This is a genomic window from Zoogloea sp. (assembly GCF_023150065.1).
GTDB lineage: Bacteria > Pseudomonadota > Gammaproteobacteria > Burkholderiales > Rhodocyclaceae > Zoogloea.
Window position 1 is genome coordinate 22,911 of record NZ_JAKLLN010000017.1, and the last position, 23,867, is coordinate 46,777.

Here is a 23,867-nt window from a genome sequence, read left to right on the forward strand (position 1 = left end):
CACAGGAGACGCCCCCGGGCGCCCTATAAAGAAGAACACCCACCACGGAGAGCGCCATGAACACCCGCATCGAACACGACACCTTCGGCCCCGTCGCCGTCCCGTCCGACCGCCTGTGGGGCGCCCAGACCCAGCGCTCCCTGCAGAATTTCGACATCTCCGGCGAGCGCCAGCCGGTGGAGATCATCCGCGCCCTGGCCCGCATCAAGCGCGCCTCGGCCCGGGTCAACCAGCGCCTGGGGCTGCTCGACGACTCCCGCGCCGCCGCCATCATCCAGGCGGCCGACGAAGTCATCGCCGGCCACCACCCCCAGGAGTTTCCGCTGGTGGTGTGGCAGACCGGCTCCGGCACCCAGACCAACATGAACCTCAACGAGGTCATCGCCAACAGGGCCAGCGAGCTCATGGGCGGCAGCCGCGGTGAAGGGCGCAAGGTCCACCCCAACGACGACGTAAACCGCAGCCAGTCGAGCAACGACGTGTTCCCCACCGCCATGCACCTGGCCGCGGTGGAAGCCATTGAGCACCGCCTGCTGCCGTCCCTGCGCCTGCTGCAGACCACCCTGGAGGAAAAATCCCGGGCCTTCGACGACATCGTCAAGATCGGCCGCACCCACCTGCAGGACGCCACGCCCCTCACCCTGGGGCAAGAGATCTCCGGCTGGGTGGCCCAGCTCCAGCACGGCGAGCGCCACCTGCGCGCGGCCCTGCCCCACCTGAGCGAACTGGCCCTGGGCGGCACCGCCGTAGGCACCGGGCTCAACGCCCCCGCCGGTTACGCCGAGGCCGTGGCGAATGAGCTGGCCGCCCTCACCGGCCTGCCTTTCGTCACCTCGCCCAACAAATTCGAGAGCCTGGCCAGCTGCGACGCCCTGGTGCACGCCCACGGCGCCCTCAAGACCCTCGCCGCCAGCCTGATGAAGATCGCCAACGACGTGCGCTGGCTGGCCAGCGGCCCCCGCAGCGGCATCGGCGAACTGAGCATCCCCGAGAACGAGCCGGGCTCGTCCATCATGCCGGGCAAGGTCAACCCGACCCAGAGCGAGGCACTGACCATGCTCGCCGCCCAGGTCTTCGGCAATGACGTGGCCATCAACTTTGGCGGCGCCTCGGGCAACTTCGAGCTCAACGTGTTCCGCCCCATGGTGGCCCACAACTTCCTGCAGAGTGTGCGCCTGCTCGCCGATGGTGCCCGCAGCTTCAACGATCACTGCGCCGTGGGCATCGAACCGAACCGTGAGCGCATCGCCCACCTGGTCAGCAACTCGCTGATGCTGGTCACCGCCCTCAACCCCCACATCGGCTACGACAAGGCCGCGGCCATTGCCAAGAAGGCCCACAAGGACGGCAGCAGCCTGCGCGACGCCGCCCTGGCCCTGGGCCACGTGAGCGCCGAAGACTTCGATCGCTGGATCGATCCACGGCAGATGGTCGGGCGCCCCTGAAGCACGGGCGCTTGCCACAGGAGCCTCCAATGCACACTCTGGAACACAGCAGCATCCGGCGTCTGCCCGAACACTGGCGCTGGCTGGGCACGCGGATCCGGCTGGGCCTCACGCCCGACGAACCACGCCTGATCGCGGCCTACCTGGAGATCGGCCGGCAAGCCTGCCTGGCCGATCGGCTGCACCCCTGGCGGATGAGCGAACAGAGCTTCCAGACCCTGCTCGCCACCGCCCTCGACCGCCAGCTGCCCTGGCACTGGCGGGTTCATTGCCTCAACCACGCCCACCAGCCCCTGATGCAGCTGGAGCGCTTTGCCGAAAGCCGGCCCGAATGGCGCCCCCAGTTCGTCGTGCTGGTGCAGCGCCTGGCCCGGGCCGACATGCAGCCCGGAGAGCCGCCCTGCGATGAACGCCCGGTCGCCCGGCGCCTGCGCTGATCCGGGACGGTGCATCAAATAGATTGAAATTCCGGACACGCGCCCGCGTGCCGGCCCTGTTGTCTCTGCCTGCGAGCTTCCTCAACTCGCACTGTTGGAGCTGGCGGCCTTCCCGCGCCGCCAGCTCTTTTTTTGCCACCCGAGACCCGGATCAGCGCCCGACCCGCCCCTTGCCCCGGGCCAGCCGGTGCAGCACCGCGACGAGGGTATCGATCTCCTCGCAGGTGTTGTAGAAGGCCAGGGACGGCCGCACCGTGGCTTCCTGCCCGAAACGGCGCAGGATGGGCTGGGCGCAGTGGTGGCCGGAGCGCACCGCGATGCCTTCCTCGTTGAGGGCCTTGCCCACCTCGTCCGGACGGTAGCCATCGAGCACGAAGGAGCTGACGCTGGCCTTGTCCTTCGCGGTACCGATCAGCTTGAGGCCGGGCACGGTGAGCAGCGCACGGGTGGTGTACACCAGCAGGTCATGCTCGTAGCGGGCGATGTTCTCCATGCCGATCCGTTCCACGTAGTCGATCGCCGCGCCCAGGCCCACCGCGTCCGCGATGTTGCCGGTGCCGGCCTCGAAACGGGTCGGGGGGCCGTGGTAGATGGTCTTCTCGAAGGTCACGTCGGCAATCATGTTGCCACCGCCCTGCCAGGGCGGCATGTCCTCCAGGATCGCCCGCTTGCCATACACCGCGCCGATGCCGGTGGGAGCAAACACCTTGTGGCCGGAGAAGATGAAGAAATCCGCGTCGATGTCCTGCACATTGACCCGCATGTGCGACACCGACTGGGCCCCGTCCACCACCGCCAGCGCACCGGCCTGGTGGGCCATGGCGACGATTTCCTTCACCGGCACCACGGTGCCGAGGGCGTTGGAGACCTGGGTCACCGACACGATCTTGGTGCGGCTGGTGAGCAGCTTGCGATACTCGTCGAGCAACACCTGGCCGGTGTCATCCACCGGGATCACCTTGAGCTTGGCCCCCTTGGCGGCGGCGAGCTGCTGCCAGGGCACGATGTTGGCGTGGTGTTCGAGGTTGGAGACGATGATCTCGTCGCCCTCGCCCACGTTCTGCCAGCCCCAGGTCTTGGCGACCAGGTTGATGCCCTCGGTGGCCCCGCGCACGAAGATGATCTCCTCCGTGGACGCCGCCCCGATGAAGCGCGCCACCTTGCTGCGCGCCCCCTCATAGGCATCCGTCGCCCGGGCGGCGAGTTCATGGGCGGCCCGGTGGATGTTGGAGTTCTCGTGCTGGTAGAAATACGCCAGCCGGTCGATCACCGATTGCGGCTTGTGGGTGGTGGCGGCGTTGTCCAGCCAGATCAGCTGCCGGCCATTGACGCGCTCCTGCAGGATCGGGAAATCCCGCCGCACGGCGTGCACGTCGAAGGCCGGATGGGCCGATGCCGGCACGACCGGCACAGCCGCGTCCCGGTTGGACACCCCGGCCGTATCGAGGAAGTAGAACTGCCCCGGCACGTTGCCCGGCTGGGCCGCGGCGGCGCTGCGACGATCACCGCCGAGTTCGGCGAGGATCTGGTGCAGTTCGGCCTCGCCCGGCAGCCCGAAGGACTGGGGCACGACGCGGTTCTCGGCGGTGGGTGCCGCACCCACGGCCTGCGGTGCCGACTGCACGGCGCCGGCCTCACCCAGGAAGTAATAGGGCGTGGACGGGGCCAGCGGCGGCGCTGAAGCCGGCGGGCTGAAGGTGGGCAGGGCCGCAGCGTAGGCCTCGGGCACGCCGAGCGCCGGCGCACCGGGCCGGCCGGCCGCGGCGCCGTGGTCGATGGGCACCGACTCGGCCCGCACGGGCGCCACCGGCGCCGCGGCGGTCAGGGTCGGGCCGACATTGCCGGGGGGAACGATCTCCGGCGCCGGGGCGCTGGCGCCACCCGGCAGGCGGGATGCCAGCGGGCCGGCGAGGCCCGTAGGCAGCGCGGCGAAGAACTCGCCGGCCAGCCGCGCCAGGCTCAGCTCATCCGGCACACCGGCAGGCACCGCGCCGGCCAGGCCGGCGAGCCCCTCACTTGTAGGTGTCGGGATAGTCATGGTACTTGCCGATCTCCACATCTTCGAGGACAGCCAGGGCATCGTCGGTCAGCACGGCCAGCGAGCAATACAGGGAAATCAGGTAGGACGAGATGGCGTTGCGGTTGATGCCCATGAAGCGCACCGACAGGCCCGGGGTCTGTTCGCCGGCCAGGCCGGGCTGGAACAGGCCAACCACGCCCTGGCGCTTCTCGCCGGTGCGCAGCAGGATGATCTTGGTCTTGCCGTCCTCGACCGGCACCTTGTCCGACGGAATCAGCGGAATGCCGCGCCAGGTCAGGAACTGGGCGCCAAAGAGGCTCACGGTGGGGGGCGGCACGCCGCGGCGGGTGCACTCGCGGCCGAAGGCGGCGATGGCCAGCGGGTGGGTCAGGAAGAAGCCGGGCTCCTTCCACACCTTGGTCAGCAGGTCGTCCAGATCGTCCGGGGTCGGGGCGCCGGTGAGGGTGGACAGGCGCTGATCGTCCTGGACGTTGGCCAGCAGGCCGTAGTCGGGGTTGTTGATCAGTTCGCTTTCCTGACGCTCCTTGATGGTCTCGACGGTCAGGCGCAGCTGTTCCTTGATCTGGTCATGGGGGCTGCTGTAGAGGTCGGAGACGCGGGTGTGCACGTCGAGGATGGTGGTGACCGCGTTGAGGAAGTACTCGCGGGGCGCCTCGTCGTAGTCAACGAAGGTCTGGGGCAGCTCGGACTCGTCGCGCTGGGAGCAGGCCACGCGCACATCGCGGGGGTTCTTGACCTTGTTGAGGCGGTAGATACCGGCCTCGACGGGCAGCCACTGGAGCAGATGCACCAGCCAGCGGGGGGAGATGGTCGACAGCTGGGGGACGGTCTTGGTGGCATTCGCCAACTGCCGGGCGGCGTTATCGCCAAGGGCTGTCGGGGCGTCGTGATGGTCGGCCATGGAAACTCCTTATCAAAAAAACGGGAAACGTTATGAATAAATCGAATAACCGAGTGTCGTGCCTGCCCCGCCTCCGTTCAACCGGCTATAGCCATCACGGGGCGGAAAAGCGGCAGCTCACTCCACCGAGAGATGTTCGAAACGGGAGATGAGAAGCGAGGGGCGCAGGCCGAGGGCCAGGGCGAGCTTGCCCACGGTGCCCAGGGACGGCATCGAGCCGCCCCGTTCGATCTCGCCGATATAGCCACGGTTGAGATCGGCATATTCGGCAAACTCTTCCTGGGACCAGCCCTGCTCCTCGCGCAGGTGGCGCACCACGGCACCGAAGCGGAGCGCCAGGGGGCCCGGCACGGCGGAGGGGGAAATGTCGGTCATGGGGGGAGGCACCGCGGCTCAGTCCTGGATCCACGGCAGGCCGTGGAAACGCCATCCGCCCAGGCCGCCGCGGCGCTGCCCGGCGTCGATCTCACCCTCGAAACCCTCAAGGATGTTGAAGGCCCGGGTGAAGCCGGCCTTTGCCGCCGCCTCGGCCGCCAGCGCCGAGCGCTTGCCGCTGCGACAGAGGAAGACCACCAGCTCATCCTTGCCGACCTTGGCCTCCAGCTCCTTCACGAAACGCGGGTTGCGATTCATGGCGGTGCCGGTGGCCCAGGCCACATGCAGCCCGGCGGGCACCTGACCGACGAACTTGCGCTCTTCGGCGGTGCGCACATCCACCAGCACGGCCCGGCCGTCGCTGATCAGGGTCCAGGCATCGGCCGGAGAAACACCGCCGGCATAGGGCAGACCTTCGGCGCGGGCGTGCTCACGGGCCTGCTCAAGAACGGTTTCGGCGATGTCGGCGCTGCCGGAAGCCGGCGGAACGGGGGTGCTGCCAGAGACGGCGGCAAGACTGGAATCGAGCATTTGGGTTCTCCCGAAATTGTGTGGCCGGCACCCCTGTGTGCGCAGCCGATGGGAGAACGATAGCGAGGGGCTCGTGCCACACGAACCAAGAAGAATTCAGAAGCCTTGCAACCGGCTGATGATATGCAACGCAGAAATCCTGCAAAGGAACCGGGAGAGCGGTGACTCTCCCGGTGGGGGTTGAATTGAACCTGATCTCATCCGTTTGACGCGTCGTCCGACAGCACACAACGGGGCGACTTGTAGGGGGGCAACTTCAGTCGCCCCCACCAGGAGCCTCAGCCGGCCTCGAACACGAACTGCTGGACCGCCACGATGTCGGCTTCGCCGGACACGCATTTGTACTGCAGCATGGCCGAACGCACTGCCGAATGAAACACCTTGGGGCCGGACAGGATCGCCACTTCCTTGACCACGCCATCGCGGATGGTGGCCTGGGCGCGGATCACCCCGCTCACCCCTTCGGCGCCCCGGGGCACTTCGGGCCGCACCTGGGTCGGGCAGCTGGCGGCGATGTCCATGCGCTGGGGCTTGGGCGGAGCCACCGGTGCCGGTGCGGGGGGCGCCGGCGGGGCGATGACGGCGGGCTCGGGCGGCGGCGTCGGCGTGGAGGCCGCGATCACCGGGGCCGCAGCCGGCGGCGCCACCTCGGGGGGCGGCACGTAGGCCGGGGGTGGCGGGGTCTTCAGCTTGGGCGCCTGCTCCACCTTCACCACCTTGGGGGGCGGGGGCGGCGGAGGCAGCTTCACCTCCTGGATCACCGCCGCCTCCAGCGGCTTCTTGATGACCTTGACGATGTCCCGGGCCAGGCCGGAGACCAGCGCATAGCCGATGACGATGTGCAGCCCGACGACGACGACCAGACCGGTAGCGCTCCGGGACGGGTCCTTGGGCTGGAAATGGTAGTTTGCGGTAATCGTGCTCATTCTATGAATTGCTCGCTGCCAATGACGCCAATCTTGGTGAGCCCCGAGCGCTTGGTTGCCGCCAGGATGCTCGCCACCACTTCGTAACGCGCCTGCCGGTCAGGGCGCAGATGCACCTCCGGCTGCACCGCCAGGGCCGAGACCTCGTTCATCTTCTGCTCCAGATCCGCCCCGCTGGCCACCGGCACACCCTGCCAATGGACCACGCTCTTCGCGTCCACATCGATCTTCACCACCTCCGGCTTCACGTCGCTGGGGGGCGGCGTACCGACGGGCAGGTTGAGGTTCACCGCGTGCAGCTGGATGGGGATGGTGATGATCAGCATCACCAGCAGCACCAGCATCACGTCGATGAGCGGGGTGGTGTTGATGTCCATCATCACCTCGGGCTCGCTGCCTGCCCCGCTGCTTCCCACATTCATTCCCATGTTCGACTCCTTCAGCTGCCCCGGGCCGGGGGCTCGGTAATGAAGGCCACCTTGGCGATGCCGGCCAGCTGGCAGGCATACAGCACCTTGCCCACGCCTTCGTACTGGGCGGTCAGGTCACCGCGGATCTGCACTTCCGGCTGGGGCTGCTGCACCGACACCTTCTTGAGCTGATCCACCAGCGCCCGGGTGCTCGACACCCTGGCGTCCTGGAGATAGATGGCGTTGGACTTGTCCACCGAGATCACCAGGTTCTCGGGCTTGGACTCCCGCACCTCGATGGTCTCCTTGGGCAGTTCCACCTGCACCGAGGTATTCACCACCGGGATGGTGATCAGGAAGATGATCAGCAGCACCAGCATCACGTCCACCAGGGGCGTGGTGTTGATGGCCGCGATCACCTCATCGTCGCCCTCCGCGGGCGCTGCAGTGATGGCCATGACGTGCGGCTCCGGGGCTCAGGCCTTGGTGGCCGAGGCCAGGATGACCGAGTGCAGGTCGCTGCCGAAGGCGCGGACTTCGTCCAGCACGCCCTTGTTGCGGCGCACCAGCCAGTTGTAGCCCAGCACCGCCGGCACGGCCACGGCCAGGCCGATGGCGGTCATGATCAGCGCCTCGCCCACCGGGCCGGCCACCTTGTCGATGGAGGCCTGCCCCGCCACGCCGATGGCGGTGAGGGCGTGGTAGATGCCCCACACGGTGCCGAACAGCCCGACGAAGGGGGCGGTGGAACCCACCGTGGCCAGGAAGGCCAGGCCACCCTGCAGGCGGCTCTGGATGCGCTCGATGGCGCGCTGGATGGACAGGGTCACCCAGTCGTTGAAGCCCACGTGCTGGAGCAGGCCATCATGCTTCTTGGTGGCCTCGATGCCGGCCTCGGCGATGAAGCGGAAGGGGCTGGAGCTTTCCAGGTTCTCGGCGCCCTGCTGCACCGAACCGGCGTTCCAGAACTCGCTGGTGGTCTTCTTGGCCTGACGGCCGATCTTGGTCTGCTCCAGCAGCTTCACGATGATCACGTACCAGCTGCCCACGCTCATGATGAGCAGCAGCAGCAGCACGGTCTTGGCCACCGCGTCGCTGCCCTTCCACAGGGCTTCGATGCCGTAGGGGTTCTCGACGGACTCGGTGGCGCCGGCCTTGCTCACCGGCGCTGCGGCGGCAGAAGCGGGCGCCGCGGCCGACGCCTCGGCAGCCGCCGTCACCGCCGGCGGGTTGGACTGGGCCATGACGCTGCCGGTGGCGGTGAGGCCTGCGGTGGCGATCAGCGCCGATGCCAGCAGTGCCGAAATGCGGGAACGGCCCGCCGTTATCTCTTTATTGAACATGCTAATTCTCCGGAATGATAAGAAAGAATAAAAATTGCTGACGGACGAATTGAAAAAACCGCTTTCAACCCGCCTTCCGGGCCGCCGCGGGGGCCACAGCCGGAAATAAGACGCTCCCCACGGGAGGACCGGACGCCAATGCAATCCCCATTGCACGGCCCATGCCAGATTCAACTTTCCCTTTTCATTCATGAGCCTGGGCTATTTTTCGAGAATCCGGAATTGAAACATGGTGAATACCGCACACCTTTCCTGCTTGGAATTCAACAGTTGTGATGGTGAGTCAGCAGATATACAAATCAGAAATTCTTTGTTCTTGAGCGGGGAACCCCGTACTTACAATTTGAACCAATAACAACCCGGCATCCAGAAAATGAACCACTCCCCGCACATCATCACCTTCCCCGACCCGCGCTCGGTGTCGCTATCCATCCGGGCCAGTGCGGTGGTCTTCGCCGACCCCAAATCCCTGCAGCTGCTCTCCCTTATCGACCGGGTGGCCCCCAGCAACGCCAACATCCTGATCATCGGCGAGACCGGCACCGGCAAGGAGCTGGTGGCCCGCCAGGTGCACCTCTCTAGCCTGCGGGCGACGCAGCCCTTCCTGGCCATCAACTGCGGCGCCTTCTCCGAAACCCTGTTCGAGAGCGAACTGTTCGGCTTCGAGAAGGGCGCCTTCACCGGCGCCATCAATTCCAAGGCCGGCTGGTTCGAGGCGGCCAATGGCGGCACCCTGTTCCTCGACGAGATCGGCGACCTGCCCCTGCCCATGCAGGTCAAGCTGCTGCGCGTGCTGCAGGAGGGCGAGGTGGTGCGCATCGGCGCCCGCAAGCCGGTCAGGGTGGACGTGCGCCTGATTGCCGCCACCAACGTTGATCTGGAAAAAGCCGTGGCCGAGGGGCGCTTCCGGGAAGATCTCTATTACCGCCTGAAGGTGGTGTCCCTGGAACTACCCATCCTGCGCGAGCGCCCCCGGGACATCATTCCCCTCGCCCGCCATTTCATCCACAAATACGCCCACCGCCTCGACATCGTCGAACCCACCCTGTCGCCCCAGGCCGAGCGGGCTCTGCTGGACTACCTGTGGCCGGGCAACATCCGCGAGCTGGAAAACGTGCTGCACCGCGCCCTGCTGGTCTTCCACGGCAAGCAGATCGAGGTGGACGACCTGCACCTGCTGGGCCCGCAGATCGAGCGCAGCCCCCGGGACACCCCCGAAACCCCGGCCGAGCTGGAGGATTGCTTCACCCGCTACCTCAAGGGCCTGTTCGAGGAAGGTCACGAGGGCATCTTCGACCACATCGTCGATCACGCCATCCACACCGCCTACCAGTGGGAACACCTCAACCAGGTGCGCACCGCCCGGCTCCTCGGCATCTCCCGCAACGTGCTGCGCACCCACCTCAAGCGCATGCAGCTGATCGAGTGAACCATGGCCGGCAAATCATGGGTTGATGCCAACTACCGCTTCATTGCCGCCTACCAGGAGGTCAACGCCCGAATCGCCCAGCGCCAGCAGGCCCTGGCCCTTTACGTCACCCTGGTGGTGAGCATCCTGGCCGCCCTGGTGGCCCTCAAACCGGGGGCCACCCAGGGCACCATGCCCGTGGAATGGTTGATCCTGGGCTTTCCGGTGGCCTCCACCTGCCTGGCTTTCCTCAATTTCAAGGCCGAGCGGGCCATCACCAACCTGCGCCGCTTCCTGTCCACCCTCGAGCGCCTGGAGCGGGACAGCCACGGCCTGCCCAGCTACAACACCGACCCCGGCTGGGCGGCGGGCGCCAACAAGGCGCGGCGCTTTCACGACTTTGCCGCCGCCGTGCTGGTGGCGGGGGGCAATGGCATCGGCCTGGCCGCAGGCTGGCGCATCTATCCGGAGCGCTTCGACGCCAATCCCTTCATCCTGTGGCTGGCGCTGGGCTGCAGCGCCGCGTCGCTGCTGGCCCTGCTGCTGAGCCCCAAATGGAGCTTCCGCCCCGACGCCTGATGCGCCGCTGTTGATCGCGCAACAGCCGGGCAGCAGCAATGCTGCGGTGGCAACCCGACGGCGGAGAAATCCGCCACGTAATTGCCCGGCCAATTCATCCTTATTTCCGATTCAATTCCTCGGACGTGGGGCTGAATCAATTCAATTCAAGGATTTGAGCGCTTATTCCCCTCCGGAAATAGCTTCGCCTCGATTCGGCTAAAGCCCCGGCACGAAACCTGCCTCTATTCCGCGGACTGGCGCCCGAGCACCCCATTCCGGCAGGCGCCCTATTGCCAAGCAGATTCCTCGTCATGAAAAAGAAGTACCTCTGGAGCACCCTCGCCCTGGTCGCCGCCACGACGGCCGCCGGTGCCTTCTATTACCGCGGCGCCGCCCCCGCCCAGGCCGCCAGCGCCGAAGCCGCACCCGGCGGCCGCCCCGATGGCCCGCCCAGGGGCAAGGGCGGGCGCAACCGGGAGGCCGGCAACCGGCCGGTGCCGGTGCTGGCCGCCACCACCCGCAGCGGCGACATGGACATCAGCGTCAACGCCATCGGCACCGTCACCGCCTTCAACACCGTGACCCTCAAGCCCCGGGTGGACGGACAAATCCAGCGCATCGCCTTCCGCGAGGGGCAGACCGTGAAGGCCGGCGAGCTGCTGGCCGAGATCGACCCGCGCCCCTACGCCGCCGCCCTGGAGCAGGCCAGCGGCCAGCTCAAGCGCGACGAGGCCCTGCTGGCCAATGCCCGGCTCGACCTGGAACGCTACAGGGGCCTGCTGGCCAAGGACTCCATCGCCCGCCAGCAGGTGGACGCCCAGGAAGCCCAGGTGCGCCAGCTCGAAGGCACGGTGCAGACCGGCAAGGCCCTGGTGGACACCGCCCGCCTCAACCTCAGCTTCACCCGGGTCACCGCCCCGGTCGAGGGCACCCTGGGCCTGCGCCAGGTGGACGCCGGCAACATGGTGCGTGCCAGCGACGCCACCGGCCTGGTGATCCTCACCCAGACCCGCCCCATCTCCGTGCTGTTCTCCGTGCCCGCCGCCCACCTGCCGGCCATCCAGGGCCGCGCCGGCAAGGCCCTCAGCGTCGAAGCCTGGGACCGGGACGGTCGGCGCAAGCTGGCCACCGGACGCCTGGTGAGCACCGACAACCTCATCGACACCAGCACCGGCACCGTGCGCCTCAAGGCCCAGTTCGACAACACCGACGGCGTGCTCTTTCCCAACCAGTTCGTCAGCGCCCGGCTGCGCGTGGACACCCGCCACGACGCGGTGCTGGTGCCCTCGGCCGCCATCCTCAAGGGCGCCCAGGGCAGCTTCGTGTACGTGGTCAATGAGCAGGACAAGACCGCCAGCGTGCGCCCGGTGGTCCTCGGCCCGGCCACCGCCGACACGGTGAGCATCGAATCCGGCCTGGCCGCCGGCGAGAAGATCGTTATCGAAGGCGTGGACCGCCTGCGCGACGGCGCCCAGGTCGAGCTCGCCTCGCCAGAGTCGCGCCAGCGCGGCAACGGCGGCCCCGGCGGTGAGCGTCGCGAGCGCAAGAAACCGGCATGAACCCCTCGCGCCCCTTCATCCTCCGGCCGGTGGCAACCTCGCTGCTGATGCTGGCGATCCTCCTCGTCGGTCTGATCGCCCTGCGCCTCCTGCCCGTGTCGGCCCTGCCGGAGGTCGAATACCCCACCATCCAAATCGCCACCCGCTACCCCGGCGCCAGCCCGGAAGTCACCACCTCGGCCATCACCGCGCCCCTGGAGCGCCAGTTTGGCCAGATGCCCGGCCTCAAGCGCATGTCGTCCACCAGCGGCGAGGGCATCTCCGTCATCACCCTGCAGTTCGACCTGGCCCTGCGCATGGACGTGGCCGAGCAGCAGGTACAGGCGGCCATCAGCACCGCCGGCAGCTTCCTGCCCCAGGACCTGCCCATGCCGCCGGTGTACAGCAAGATCAACCCGGCCGACGCGCCCATCCTGACCCTCGCCGTCAGCTCCGGCAGCCTGCCCATGGCCCGCCTGGCCGACCTGGTGGATACGCGCATCGCCATGAAGATCTCCCAGCTGCCGGGCATCGGCCTCGTCACCATCGGCGGCGGGCTGCGCCCGGCCGTGCGGGTGCAGGTCAACCCCCAGGCCCTGGCCTCCGCCGGGCTCAGCCTGGAGGACGTGCGCACGGCCATCGCCAACGCCAACGTGAACATGGCCAAGGGCAGCTTCGACGGCCCGGTGAAGGCCACCACCCTGGATTCCAACGACCAGCTCCAGTCCGCCGAGGATTACCGCCGCCTCACCCTGGCCTGGCGCAACGGTGCCCCCATCCGCCTGGGCGATGTGGCCGAGACGATGGAGGGCGTGGAGAACACCCGCCTCGCCGCCTGGGCCGACAAGAGCCCGGCGGTCATCATCAACATCCATCGCCAGCCCGGCGCCAACGTCATCGAGACCGCAGAACGGGTGCAGGCCCTGCTGCCGGCCCTGGCCGACGACCTGCCCACCTCGGTGGATCTGCGCCTCCTCACCGACCGCACCACCTCCATCCGCGCCTCGGTGCGCGACGTGCAGTTCGAGCTGGTGCTGGCCGTGGCCCTGGTGGTGGGCGTGATCTTCCTGTTCCTGCGCAGCTTCACCGCCACCCTGATCCCGGCGGTGGCCGTGCCCCTGTCCCTGGTGGGCACCTTCGCGGTGATGTACGCCGCCGGCTTCTCCATCAACAACCTCACCCTGATGGCCCTCACCATCGCCACCGGCTTCGTGGTGGACGACGCCATCGTGATGATCGAGAACATCAGCCGCCACGTGGAAGACGGCGAAACGCCCCTGGAGGCGGCCCTCAAGGGGGCGAAGCAGATCGGCTTCACCATCATCTCCCTCACCGTCTCCCTGATCGCCGTGCTGATCCCCCTGATTTTCATGGGTGACGTGGTGGGCCGGCTGTTCCGGGAGTTCGCCATCACCCTGGCGGTGTCCATCCTGATCTCGGCGCTGGTGTCCCTGACCCTCACGCCCATGATGTCGGCCCGCCTGCTCAAACCCACCGGCCGGCACCACGAACACAACGGCGCCTTCTTCCAGGCCATCGTCGACCGCTACGCGCGCATGCTCGACTGGGTGCTGGCCCGCCAGCGCCTGACCCTGCTCGTGTCGGTGGGCACCCTGGTCCTCACCGCGCTGCTGTATGTGCTGATTCCCAAGGGCTTCTTCCCGGTACAGGACACCGGCCTCATCCAGGCCATCTCCGACGCCCCCCAGGACACCTCCTTCAACGCCATGGCCGAGCGCCAGCGCGCCTTGGCCGACGTGGTGCTGGCCGACCCGGCGGTGGACAACCTGTCGTCCTTCATCGGCGTGGACGGCACCAACACCACCCTCAACAGCGGGCGCATGCTCATCCGCCTCAAGCCCCACGACGAGCGGGACGCCAGCGCCACCGAGGTGATCCGCCGCCTGCAGGCCAGCCTGGCCGAAAAGCGCCTGGACACCCGCCTGTACATGCAGCCGGTGCAGGACCTGTCCATCGAGGACCGGGCCAGCCGCACCCAGTACCAGCTCAGCCTTGAGAGCGCCAACGAGGCCCAGCTGGCCGAATGGACACACCGCCTGCTGGCGCGCCTGCAGGCCCTGCCCGAGCTGGCCGACGTGGCCTCCGACCTGCAGGACCGGGGCGCCCTGGCCTACATCGACATCGACCGGGACAGCGCCGGCCGCCTGGGCGTCACCCCGGCCGCCATCGACAACGCCCTCTACAGCGCCTTCGGCCAGCGCCAGGTGTCCAACATCTTCACCCAGTCGGCCCTGTACCGGGTGGTGCTGGAGGTGGCGCCCGAGTTCCAGACCAGCCCGGCCTCGCTGGAGCACATCCACGTGCCCGCCGCCGGCGGCCGCAGCGTGCCCCTGTCGTCGGTGGCCCGCATCAGCGAACGCCACACCCTGCTGGCCATCCACCATCTGGGCCAGTTTCCCGCGGTGACCCTGTCCTTCAACCTCGCCCCGGGCGTGGCCCTGGGCGATGCGGTCCAGGCCATCCGCGACGCCGAGGCCGGGCTGGGCCTGCCTCGGGGCGTGCGCAGCAGCTTCCAGGGCGCCGCCCTGGCCTTCCAGGCCTCCCTGGACAACACCCTGCTGCTCATCCTGGCCGCCGTGGTGACCATGTATATCGTGCTCGGCGTGCTCTACGAGAGCACCGTCCACCCGGTCACCATCCTGTCCACCCTGCCCTCGGCCGGGGTGGGCGCGCTGCTGGCGCTGCTGGTGTCGGGCCATGAGCTGGGCATGATCGGCATCATCGGGATCATCCTGCTCATCGGCATCGTCAAGAAGAACGCCATCATGATGATCGACTTCGCCCTGGAGGCCGAACGCGAGCAGGGCAAGTCGCCCGTCGAGGCCATCCGCGAAGCCTGCCTGCTGCGCTTCCGGCCCATCCTGATGACCACCCTGGCCGCCCTGCTGGGCGCCCTGCCCCTGATGCTGGGCAGCGGCGTCGGCTCCGAGCTGCGCCAGCCCCTGGGCATCACCATGGTCGGCGGCCTGCTGCTCAGCCAGGTGCTCACCATCTTCACCACCCCGGTGATCTACCTGGCCTTCGACCGGGCCGCCCGCCGCTGGAAGGCCGCCTTCGCATGATCCGCGCGCCGCTGCTCCCGCTCCGCGGGCGACTGAAGTCGCCCCTACACAACCCCACCTCCCCCGCAGGGGCGACTTCAGTCGCCCTCCCCCCGTCGAAAGGGCGCCAGCCATGAGCCTGTCGGCCCTCTTCATCCGCCGCCCGGTGGCCACCTCCCTGCTGGCCCTGGCGATCGCCCTGGTGGGGCTGGTGGCCTACCGGCTGCTGCCGGTGGCGGCCCTGCCCCAGGTGGACTTCCCCACCCTCACGGTGTCCGCCAGCCTGCCCGGCGCCAGCCCCGAGACCATGGCGGCCACCGTCGCCACGCCCCTGGAGCGCGCCCTTGGCACCATCGCCGGGGTCACCGAGCTGACCTCCACCAGCTCCCTGGGCAACACCCGCATCACCCTGCAGCTCGACCTCGACCAGAACATCGAGAGCGCCGCCAAGAGCGTGCAGGCCGCCCTCAACGCCACCCGCGCCCAGCTCCCCAGCGGCATGGCGGGCAACCCCAGCTACCGCAAGATCAACCCCTCCGACGCGCCGGTACTGATCCTGTCCATGACCTCCGACAGCATCTCCCGGGCCCGTATGTACGACCTGGCCTCCACCGTGCTGGCCCAGCGCCTGGCCCAGGTGAAGGGCGTCGGCCAGGTCAACCTGGGGGGCGGCTCCCTGCCGGCGGTGCGGGTGGAAGTCGACCCGGCCACCCTGGCCTCCGCCGGCATCGGCGTGGAGAGCGTGCGCCAGGCCATCGACGCCGCCAACGTGACCCGCCCCAAGGGCAGCCTCGAGAACGGCGAGAAGCACTGGCAGCTGGGCGCCAGCGACCAGGCCACCCGGGCCGCCGACTACGTCCCCACCATCGTGTCGTGGAAGAACAACGCCGCCGTGCGCCTGGGCGACGTGGCCCGGGTCTTCGACGGCGAGCAGGACACCCGCAACATCGGCCTCGCCAACGACAAGCCGGCGGTGATCCTGCTGGTCAACCGCCAGCCCGACGCCAACGTGATCGAGACCGTCGAGCGGGCCCTGGCCATCCTGCCCCTGCTGCACGCCGAGCTGCCCCCCGAGATCCAGCTCGACGTGGTGGCCGACCGCACCCTCACCATCCGCTCGTCCCTGCGCGAGGTGCAGCACACCCTGCTGCTGTCGGTAGCCCTGGTGATCATGGTGGTCTTCCTGTTCCTGCGTAACGCGCGGGCCGCCCTCATCCCCAGCGTGGCCGTGCCGGTGTCCCTGCTCGGCACCTTCGCGGTGATGTACCTGTGCGGCTTCTCCCTCAACAACTTCTCCCTGATGGCCCTGGTGATCGTCACCGGCTTCGTGGTGGATGACGCCGTGGTGGTGCTGGAGAACATCTCCCGCCACCTCGAGGCCGGCATGCGCCCCTTCGACGCGGCCATCAAGGGGGCGCGGGAGGTGGGCTTCACGGTGCTGGCCATGAGCCTGTCCCTGGTCGCCGTGTTCATCCCCATCCTCCTCATGGGCGGCATCGTCGGGCGCCTGTTCCGGGAGTTCGCCATCACCCTGTCGGCGGCCATCCTGGTGTCCCTGGTGGTGTCCCTGACCCTCACCCCGATGATGTGCGCCCACCTGCTGCGCACCCCGCCGCCCGATGCCGCCCGCCGCCGCCCGTCCCTCGCCACCCGCGCCCTCGACGCGCTGATCGCCGGCTACGGCCGCAGCCTGGCCCTGGTGCTGCGCCACCCCTGGGTGACCCTGGCGGTGCTGCTGGCCACGGTGGCCTTCAACATCCACCTGTACGGCGTCGTGCCCAAGGGCTTCTTTCCCCAGCAGGACACCGGCCGAATCATGGGCTTCATCGATGCCGACCAGCGCACTTCCTTCCAGTCCATGCAGGGCAAGCTGGCCCGCTTCGTCTCCATCGTGCAGAGTGACCCGGCGGTGGACAACGTGGTGGGCTACGCCGGCGGGGGCGGAGGCGGTGGCCCCCGGGGCGGCAGCGGCATGATGTTCGTGACCCTCAAGCCCCTGGCGGAGCGCGACGTGAATGCCGACCAGGTGATCGCCCGCCTGCGTGGCCGGCTCACCCGCGAGCCCGGCGCCAGCCTGTTCCTGGTCGCCGCCCAGGACATCCGCATCGGCGGGCGGATGTCCGGCGCCCAGTACGAATTCACCCTGCAGTCCGACTCCCTGCAGACCCTCAAGACCTGGGAGCCACGCATCCGCGAGGCCATGCGCAAACTGCCCCAGTTGGAAGACGTAAGCTCCGACCGCCAGGACAAGGGCGAGCAGACCTACCTGCACGTGGACCGGGACGCCATGGCCCGCCTCGGCCTCAACCAGCGCCTGGTCAACGCCACCCTCAACGACCTCTTCGGCCAGCGCCTGGTATCCACCATCTACGGCCCCCTCAACCAGTACCGGGTGGTGCTGGAGGCCGAGCAGCGCCACCTGCAGAGCCCCGAGGCCCTCAACGACCTGTTCGTGGTGAGCCCCGCCGGCAACCGCGTGCCCCTGGCCGCCTTCGCCCGCTGGGAGGCCGGCACCATGCCCCTGGCCGTGCATCACCAGGGCGGCAGCGTGGCCACCACCATCTCCTTCAACCTGCCCCTGGGCGTGTCCCTGTCCGAAGCCACCGACGCGGTGCGCCTGGAGATGGCCCGCATCGGCGTACCCAGCTCGGTGCATGGCAGCTTCGAGGGCAACGCCAAGGCCTTCCAGGCCTCCCTCAAGAGCCAGCCCCTGCTCATCCTCGCCGCCATCGTGGCGGTGTATCTGATCCTCGGCATGCTCTACGAGAACCTGATGCACCCGGTCACCATCCTGTCCACCCTGCCCTCGGCCGGCGTCGGCGCCATCCTCGCCCTCATCCTGTCGAACACCGAGTTCGGCGTGATCTCCCTGATCGGGGTGATCCTGCTCATCGGCATCGTCATGAAGAACGCCATCATGATGATCGACTTCGCCATCGAAGCCGAACGGACCCGCGACCTGTCGCCCCGGGACGCCATCTTCGAGGCCTGCCAGCTGCGCTTCCGGCCGATCATGATGACCACCGTGGCGGCCCTGTTCGGCGCCCTGCCCCTGGCCCTCGGCGTGGGCGACGGTGCCGAGCTGCGCCAGCCCCTGGGCATCACCATCGTCGGCGGCCTCGTCCTCAGCCAGATCCTCACCCTCTACACCACGCCCGTGGTCTACCTCCAGCTCGACCGCCTGCGCCTGGCCCTGGGCCGCCGCCGCACCCCGGGCCTGCCCGCGACACCTCCCCTGCAGCCATGAACCACCACGCCCCTGTCCGCATGAAACCCCGCCTCGCCCTGCTCTCCGCCGCCCTGCTCCTGGCCGGCTGCGCCGTCGGCCCCGACTACCGCCGCCCGGACGCCCCCGTGTCCGCCCAGTTCCGCGAAGCCGACGGCTGGAAGCTCGCCGCCGCCACCGCCCCCCAGGCCCAGGCCCCCGCCGCCGGCGCCTGGTGGAAGCACTTTGGCGACCCCCAGCTCGACCAGCTGGTGGAACAGGCCGACCTCTCGAACCAGAACATCCGGGTGGCCGAGGCCCGCTACCGCCAGGCCAGCGCCCTGCTCGACGCGGCCCAGGCGGCGCAGTTTCCCACCCTCAACGCCACCGCCGGGGTGACCCGCAGCCAGGGCGTGAGCACCACCACCACCGGCGGCACCACGGCCAATGCCGGCGCCCCCATCCGCAACACCAGCCGCCTGAGCCTCGCCGCCAGCTGGGAGCCCGACCTGTGGGGCCGCATCGCCCGCAGCGGCGAGGCCGCCCAGGCCAGCGCCGCCGCCAGCGCCGCCGATCTGCAGGCCGCCCGCCTGAGCACCCAGGCCGCCGTCACTCAGGCCTACCTGCAGCTGCGCATCAACGACGCCCAGCACGCCCTGCTCGAACGCACGGTGGCCGCCTACACCCGCTCCGCCGAGATCACCCGCAACCGCTTCGACGCCGGCGTCGCCGCCCGGGCCGACGTCACCCAGGCCCAGGCCCAGCTCAAGACGGCCCAGGCCCAGCTCATCGACCTGGGCATCCAGCGCCGCCAGCTGGAGCACGCCATCGCCGTACTCACCGGCCGGCCCCCCGCCGACCTGGCCCTGGCCCCGGCCAGCACCCTGCCCGCCCTGCCGGCGGTGCCGGGCCTGCTGCCCTCCACCCTGCTGGAGCGCCGCCCCGACATCGCCGCCGCCGAACGCCGGGTGGCCGCCGCCAACGCCCAGATCGGCGTGGCCCAGGCCGCCTTCTTCCCGACCCTCACCCTGGGCGCCACCGCCGGCACCCAGAGCGGCGCCCTGGCCCGGGTGCTGTCCCTGCCCAACCAGTTCTGGTCCCTCGGCCCCAACCTGGCTCTCAGCGTCTTCGACGCCGGCGCCCGCTCGGCGCGCAAGGCCCAGGCCATCGCCAGCTGGGACGAAACCGTGGCCAGCTACCGCCAGACCGTGCTCACCGCCTTCCAGGAGGTCGAGGACAACCTCGCCGCCCTGCGCATCCTGGAAGCCGAAGCCCAGGCCCAGGCCGAAGCCCTGGCCGCTGCCACCGAATCCCTGGCGCTGGTCAACAACCAGTATCTGGCCGGCACCGTGAGCTACCTCAACGTCACCAACGCCCAGACCGTCGCCCTCAACGCCGAGCGGGCCCGCCTGGACATCCTGGTGCGCCGCCTCACCGGCAGCGTGGCCCTGTTCAAGGCCACCGGCGGCGACCAGCCCTGAACCCTTCCCTCCTTCCCTTTCCGGAGTCATCACATGCATCGCCAACGTGTCTGGGATCTGCCCATCCGCCTCTTCCACTGGCTGCTCGTCGCCAGCATCGCCTTTGCCTACGTCTCCGGCACCCTCGGCGGCAACCTCATCGACTGGCACGGCCGGGCCGGCTTCTTCATCGTCGGGCTGGTGGTGTTCCGCATCGTGTGGGGTTTCATCGGCACCGCCACCGCCCGCTTTGCCAGCTTCGTGCGCGGCCCCGGCGCCATCCGCGCCTACCTGCGGGGCGAGTGGCGCGGCATCGGCCACAACCCCGTCGGCGCCCTGTCGGTGCTGGCCCTGCTCGGCCTGATCGCCGCCCAGGCCGCCACCGGCCTGTTCACCAATGACGACATCGCCTACCAGGGCCCCTTTGCCGACTGGGTGGGCAAGGACCTCTCCGACCGCTTCCACACCTGGCACGCGTGGCTGCAGAATGGCCTCCTGGCCCTGATCGCGCTGCACGTGGGGGCCATCGTGTTCTACCTGCACGTCAAGAAAGAGAACCTCGTGAAACCCATGCTCACCGGCTGGACCGCCAGCGACCTGACCCCGCGCCACGGCGCCCCCGCCGCCACGCGGCGGGGCGGCGGGCTGGTGGCCTTCCTGGTGGCAGCCGTCATCGCCGGTGCCGCGGGCCTGTCCGCCGCCGGTGCCCTGCTGCCCGCCCCCGCTCCGGCGCCGGCCCAGGCCGCCCCGGCCGCGCCCGCCTGGTAGTAAGCTGCCCCTCCTCCGCCCCCCGTCCAGGACATCCGCCCCATGAAACGCCTCGTGCTCGGCACCCTGCTGGCCCTCGCCTTCGCCGCCCCGCTCCATGCCGACGACGCCCCCCCGCGCCTCCTGCCCACCCCGGAGCAGGCCCAGGCCGCCTACCTGGGGTCGATGTTCCTGAGCCGCTACCACTACGCCATCCAGCCCCTCGATGACGCGCTGTCGGCGCGCATCTTCGAGCGCTACCTCAAGAACCTCGACCCGGAGCACCTCTACTTCACCCAGGCCGACATCGCGTCCTTCGAGCCCTGGCGCAGCAGCCTCGACGACGCCATCCTGCTGGGGCGCCTGGAGGCCCCCTTCGCCATCCACGAGCGCCTCGCCGCCCGCAACGCCGAGCGCCTCGCCTACGCCCGCAGCCTCCTCGAAGCCAGCTTCGACTTCACCACGCCGGAGAGCATCGCCCTCGACCGCAGCAAGGCCCCCTGGCCGGCCGACGACGCCGAGGCCCGTGACCTGTGGCGCAAGCGCGTCAAGAACGACTGGCTGCGCCTCAAGCTCGCCGGCCAGGACGACAAGGCCATCCGCGAGACCCTGGGCAAACGCTACGACAATGCCCTCGCCCGCAGCCGCCGGGTGCGTGGCGACGACGTCTTCCAGATCTTCATGAACGCCTACACCGGCACCATCGAGCCCCACACCAGCTACCTGGGCCGGGGCTCGGCGGACTCCTTCGACATCACCATGCGCCTGTCCCTGGTGGGCATCGGTGCCGTACTGCAGGAGCGGGACGAGTACATCACCGTTCGCGAGCTGTCCCCCGGCGGCCCGGCGGCGCGCTCCGGCAAGCTGGCCGTGGGCGACCGCATCGTCGGCGTCGGCCAGGGGCCCGACACGCCCCTCACCGACGTGGTCGGCAACCGGGTGGACGAAGTGGTCAAGCTGATCCGCGGCACCAAGGACACCCCGGTGGTGCTCGACATCCTGCCCGCCGACGCCGGCCCCGACGGCGCCCACCGGCAGATCACCCTGGTCCGCGACACCATCCGCCTCGAAGAGCAGGCGGCAAAGAAGAAGGTGCTCAACGCCGGCCCCGGTGACAGCGGCCCGCGCATCGGCGTGATCACCCTGCCCGGCTTCTACGAAGACTTCCAGGGCCGCCGCAGCGGCGACAAGGACTACCGCAGCGCCAGCCGCGACGTGGCCCGCCTGATCGAGGAGCTGAAAGGGGACAAGGTGGATGGCCTGATCCTCGACCTGCGCAACAACGGCGGCGGCTCCCTGCGCGAAGCCGTGGAGCTGACCGGCCTGTTCATCGACCAGGGCCCCGTCGTGCAGCAGCGCCGGGCCGACGGCAAGATCGAGGTGGAAAGCGACGAGAAAGCCGGCACCGCCTGGGACGGCCCCATGGCCGTGATGATCAACCGGGGCTCCGCCTCGGCCTCCGAGATCCTCGCCGCCGCCCTGCAGGACTACGGGCGCGCCGTCATCATCGGCGAGACCAGCTTCGGCAAGGGCACCGTCCAGTCCCTCATCAACCTCGACCAGATCGCCCGCAGCGACACCCCCCGCTACGGCGAGCTGAAGATGACCATCGCCCAGTTCTTCCGGGTCAATGGCGGTACCACCCAGCTCAAGGGCGTGACCCCCGACATCCGCTTCCCCTCGGCCTTCGACGACGCGGAGTTTGGCGAGACCGCCTTCGACAACGCCCTGCCCTGGCGCGAGATCCCCGCCGCCCGCTACACCCCGGCCGGCACCCTGGGCAGCGTGCTGCCCGAACTCCAGCGCCGCCACGACACCCGCATCCAGAGCGACAAGGCCTTCAAGGAACTGCAGGACGACGTCGCCGAGGCACTCCGCCTCAAGGCCGCCCGCAGCCTGTCCCTGGTCGAGGCCGAGCGCCGCAAGGAGAAGGACGCCCGCGAAGCCCGTCTGCGCGCCCGCAACACCCAGGACGCCGCCGCCCTCCGCGACGACGGTCTGCAGTCCGGCGAACGCAGCCTCAGCGCCGAACTCGACTCCGAGAAGGCGCTGAAGGGCCGCAAGGACACCCCTCTCGACGAAGCGGTCAACATCGTCGGGGACGCGGCGGGTCTGCTGGCCGCAAAGCAGGCCCGCCGGTAGATCCAGCCGGGCCTTTACGTGGGGTCGAATGGCCAGGCCATTCGACCCCACGAGGGCGAACGCTACTCAGGGCAGAGTCGCGGCATCCCAGTGTTCGGCGAATCGGACGATTACCTGAAGGAGTGGGGAAAGGCCGGACCGCCTGGAAGGATCGGGCCGATCTCCGCAAGCCTGCCGGATGGAGCCTTGCCGCCCCCAACCGCCGACCCGGCTGCTGCAATCGCAGACATTCCGCTGCCCGGCTGTTCGGCGCGCAACAGCCCAACCCTCTCGCCCCCCCGTTCAGGCACCTGGCCAAGCCACGCAAACCGCTGCCATCCCGGGCCCGGGCACGCCTTTCCCGATGCCAGGGGCAAGCTGGCCCCGGACTTGCAAAAGAGAGGCGGTCAAGCGAGGAGTCCACGAAACATGAAACCCACCGACGCACACCGCACGCCACCCTGGTCCGCCTTCTGGCAGTCATTAATGGAAGCGCTGCTGCCCAGCCGACCGCACCGCGGGCGACGCAAGCCGGCCTCATCGTCAGCGCAAGCGCATCTCCCGCGGATGCACGGAGCGCAGCAGCCCGCAGGGCAGGCCTGATGGGCACGCAGCAGCCGGCCCCGACCCACCCCCGCGCTGAAAAACAAAACCCACGACAGATCAATGCCTTGCCCGTCTTCCCCACCACCCCAAGGCCGGCGCGAATGTTGCAATTAACAACTGGAGGACACGCCGTCAGGCGCCTCCCGACACTTCAAAAATATCCAGCCAAGAAAGACATCATGAAAACCGCTCTCCTCCTCGCCGCCCTGCTTGCCGCCGGCACCACCAGCGTCTTCGCCCAGCAGACCGCGCCGGCCCAGCCGGGTGCCGCCGCCAAGCCCTACGTTGCCCCGCCCTGGACCTACAAGACCAAGCAGCTCAGCCGCGCCGAGATCGACGCCCTGCTGGCCAAGCCGGGCAAGGTGGTGGTACTCGACGTGCGCCGCCCCGACGAGCTCATCAGCAAGGGAAGCTTCCCGGCCTTCCTGAGCATCCAGGCGGCCGACGTGGAGAAGAATCTCGACTACATCCCCCGCGACCGGGTCATCGTCACGGTGTCGAACCACGCCCACCGGGCTGGCGCCGTCGGCGACAAGCTGACCGGCCTCGGCTACAAGGTGGCTGGCGCCGCCGGCTCCCTCGACTACGAGGACCAGGGCGGCAAGGTGGCCCGCATCACCGCTCCAGCCCCCCGCGCCGCCGCCAACTGAGCCCTTCGCACCTGATTGCCGGGCCCGGCCCCGGCAATCAGGTGCGAAGCCGTTGATCGGGAGCAAGGCCAGGAGAGGTTTGCCGGGAGCGGGTATCCGG

At 69.0% G+C, this 23,867-nt stretch carries 19 protein-coding genes; 11 read left to right on the forward strand and 8 right to left on the reverse strand.

Annotation, left to right across the window (positions count from 1 at the left end; all coding sequences use genetic code 11):
• Positions 1 to 56: 56 nt before the first annotated feature.
• Complete coding sequence (gene fumC / locus L6Q67_RS17205) at positions 57 to 1,445, forward strand: class II fumarate hydratase (protein WP_296572202.1); 1,389 nt, start codon at positions 57 to 59, stop codon at positions 1,443 to 1,445.
• Between the two features lie 29 nt (positions 1,446 to 1,474).
• Positions 1,475 to 1,882: a hypothetical protein gene (locus tag L6Q67_RS17210; RefSeq protein ID WP_296572205.1), complete on the forward strand. Its 408-nt coding sequence runs from the start codon at positions 1,475 to 1,477 to the stop codon at positions 1,880 to 1,882.
• A gap of 151 nt (positions 1,883 to 2,033) precedes the next feature.
• Here L6Q67_RS17210 and L6Q67_RS17215 read toward each other — a convergent pair whose 3' ends face one another.
• The 8 genes from L6Q67_RS17215 to L6Q67_RS17250 form a co-directional block, all read right to left on the reverse strand.
• Positions 2,034 to 3,920: a family 2A encapsulin nanocompartment cargo protein cysteine desulfurase gene (locus L6Q67_RS17215; protein ID WP_296572207.1), complete on the reverse strand. Its 1,887-nt coding sequence runs from the start codon at positions 3,918 to 3,920 to the stop codon at positions 2,034 to 2,036.
• Positions 3,895 to 4,824, reverse strand: coding sequence for a family 2A encapsulin nanocompartment shell protein (locus L6Q67_RS17220; protein WP_296572210.1), 930 nt, complete (start codon positions 4,822 to 4,824; stop codon positions 3,895 to 3,897). Before L6Q67_RS17220 ends, L6Q67_RS17215 begins: the two co-directional genes overlap by 26 nt.
• A 117-nt stretch (positions 4,825 to 4,941) precedes the next feature.
• Entirely contained in the window at positions 4,942 to 5,199 is a 258-nt protein-coding gene (locus L6Q67_RS17225; protein WP_296572212.1) for a helix-turn-helix transcriptional regulator, read from the reverse strand.
• Positions 5,200 to 5,217: 18 nt separating this feature from the next.
• On the reverse strand, positions 5,218 to 5,730 hold the full coding sequence (locus L6Q67_RS17230; RefSeq protein ID WP_296572213.1) for a rhodanese-like domain-containing protein: 513 nt from the start codon (positions 5,728 to 5,730) through the stop codon (positions 5,218 to 5,220).
• A gap of 278 nt (positions 5,731 to 6,008) precedes the next feature.
• On the reverse strand, positions 6,009 to 6,656 hold the full coding sequence (locus L6Q67_RS17235; RefSeq protein ID WP_296572216.1) for an energy transducer TonB: 648 nt from the start codon (positions 6,654 to 6,656) through the stop codon (positions 6,009 to 6,011).
• Positions 6,653 to 7,084 carry a biopolymer transporter ExbD gene (locus tag L6Q67_RS17240; RefSeq protein ID WP_296572219.1) on the reverse strand — a complete coding sequence of 144 codons (432 nt, stop codon included), beginning with the start codon at positions 7,082 to 7,084 and terminating at the stop codon, positions 6,653 to 6,655. The genes L6Q67_RS17235 and L6Q67_RS17240 overlap by 4 nt, the downstream gene beginning before the upstream one ends.
• 11 nt (positions 7,085 to 7,095) lie before the next feature.
• On the reverse strand, positions 7,096 to 7,524 hold the full coding sequence (locus L6Q67_RS17245) for a biopolymer transporter ExbD (protein WP_296572222.1): 429 nt from the start codon (positions 7,522 to 7,524) through the stop codon (positions 7,096 to 7,098).
• Positions 7,525 to 7,542: 18 nt separating this feature from the next.
• Positions 7,543 to 8,409: a MotA/TolQ/ExbB proton channel family protein gene (locus L6Q67_RS17250; protein ID WP_296572225.1), complete on the reverse strand. Its 867-nt coding sequence runs from the start codon at positions 8,407 to 8,409 to the stop codon at positions 7,543 to 7,545.
• Between the two features lie 373 nt (positions 8,410 to 8,782).
• Between L6Q67_RS17250 and L6Q67_RS17255 the strand changes: the two genes are divergently transcribed.
• The 9 genes from L6Q67_RS17255 to L6Q67_RS17295 all read left to right on the forward strand — a co-directional run bounded on the left by L6Q67_RS17255 (position 8,783) and on the right by L6Q67_RS17295 (position 23,767).
• Positions 8,783 to 9,838, forward strand: a complete 1,056-nt coding sequence (locus L6Q67_RS17255) for a sigma-54-dependent Fis family transcriptional regulator (protein ID WP_296572228.1) — start codon at positions 8,783 to 8,785, stop codon at positions 9,836 to 9,838.
• Positions 9,839 to 9,841: 3 nt separating this feature from the next.
• On the forward strand, positions 9,842 to 10,396 hold the full coding sequence (locus L6Q67_RS17260) for a hypothetical protein (protein WP_296572231.1): 555 nt from the start codon (positions 9,842 to 9,844) through the stop codon (positions 10,394 to 10,396).
• 293 nt (positions 10,397 to 10,689) lie between these two features.
• Positions 10,690 to 11,937 carry an MdtA/MuxA family multidrug efflux RND transporter periplasmic adaptor subunit gene (locus L6Q67_RS17265; RefSeq protein WP_296572234.1) on the forward strand — a complete coding sequence of 416 codons (1,248 nt, stop codon included), beginning with the start codon at positions 10,690 to 10,692 and terminating at the stop codon, positions 11,935 to 11,937.
• Complete coding sequence (locus L6Q67_RS17270) at positions 11,934 to 14,999, forward strand: MdtB/MuxB family multidrug efflux RND transporter permease subunit (protein ID WP_296572236.1); 3,066 nt, start codon at positions 11,934 to 11,936, stop codon at positions 14,997 to 14,999. The genes L6Q67_RS17265 and L6Q67_RS17270 overlap by 4 nt, the downstream gene beginning before the upstream one ends.
• Before the next feature lie 112 nt (positions 15,000 to 15,111).
• Positions 15,112 to 18,225 (forward strand): multidrug efflux RND transporter permease subunit, encoded by a 3,114-nt coding sequence (locus L6Q67_RS17275; protein ID WP_296572239.1) that lies wholly within the window; start codon positions 15,112 to 15,114, stop codon positions 18,223 to 18,225.
• Between the two features lie 20 nt (positions 18,226 to 18,245).
• Positions 18,246 to 19,664 (forward strand): efflux transporter outer membrane subunit, encoded by a 1,419-nt coding sequence (locus tag L6Q67_RS17280; protein WP_296572242.1) that lies wholly within the window; start codon positions 18,246 to 18,248, stop codon positions 19,662 to 19,664.
• Positions 19,665 to 19,697: 33 nt separating this feature from the next.
• Positions 19,698 to 20,411: a cytochrome b/b6 domain-containing protein gene (locus tag L6Q67_RS17285; RefSeq protein WP_296572245.1), complete on the forward strand. Its 714-nt coding sequence runs from the start codon at positions 19,698 to 19,700 to the stop codon at positions 20,409 to 20,411.
• 42 nt (positions 20,412 to 20,453) lie between these two features.
• The gene (locus L6Q67_RS17290; RefSeq protein ID WP_296572248.1) at positions 20,454 to 22,532 is read left to right on the forward strand and encodes a carboxy terminal-processing peptidase; all 2,079 of its coding nucleotides are present in this window, start codon (positions 20,454 to 20,456) and stop codon (positions 22,530 to 22,532) included.
• A 764-nt stretch (positions 22,533 to 23,296) separates the two neighbouring features.
• A complete protein-coding gene (locus tag L6Q67_RS17295) occupies positions 23,297 to 23,767 on the forward strand; it encodes a rhodanese-like domain-containing protein (RefSeq protein WP_296572251.1) in 471 nt (156 codons plus the stop codon).
• The last annotated feature ends 100 nt before the right edge of the window (positions 23,768 to 23,867 follow it).